The organism is Candidatus Thermoplasmatota archaeon (genome assembly GCA_022848865.1).
In the GTDB taxonomy this organism is placed as follows: domain Archaea; phylum Thermoplasmatota; class Thermoplasmata; order RBG-16-68-12; family JAGMCJ01; genus JAGMCJ01.
Window position 1 is genome coordinate 1 of record JAJISE010000128.1, and the last position, 518, is coordinate 518.

Here is a 518-nt window from a genome sequence, read left to right on the forward strand (position 1 = left end):
TGGGGACGCAGCGGCTGAGGCGGAGCGAGAGGGAACGCAACAGAGCGGCGGAGGCGCTAAAGGAATACTCAGAGCAGTTGGAAGAGATGGTCGAACAGCGCACCAAAGAACTTCGGGGCACCCAGGAGGAACTGGTCAAGAAGGAGCGGCTATCCGTCCTGGGACAGATTACAGCTATAGTAAGCCACGAATTGCGCAGCCCTTTAGGAGTGATCCGCAGTTCGGCTTTCTACCTTGAAAGCAAGTTAAGCGACATTGGCGAGAAGAGTACAAAGCATTTGAAAAGAATTGAGGAACAGGTGGGTCATTGCGATGCAATCGTCGACGAGCTATTGGAATACACCCGGGGGCGGCTATCCAAGGTGGTTGAGGGAGAGCTTAATCCCTGGCTGGAAGAAGTGCTGGATCAGATATCAATCCCCGGACAGGTGACTCTGGTTCGCGGGCTGTCTCCCGGACTCCCCATGGTCTCTTTTGACCAAGAGAAGATGCGTCGAGTCTTGATCAACCTGATCAAT

The 518-nt window shown here is 53.9% G+C and carries 1 protein-coding gene; it reads left to right on the forward strand.

Annotation, left to right across the window (positions count from 1 at the left end; translation table 11 throughout):
• Positions 1–518: hypothetical protein (locus LN415_10015; protein MCJ2557407.1), on the forward strand; the 518-nt coding region annotated here is incomplete at both ends.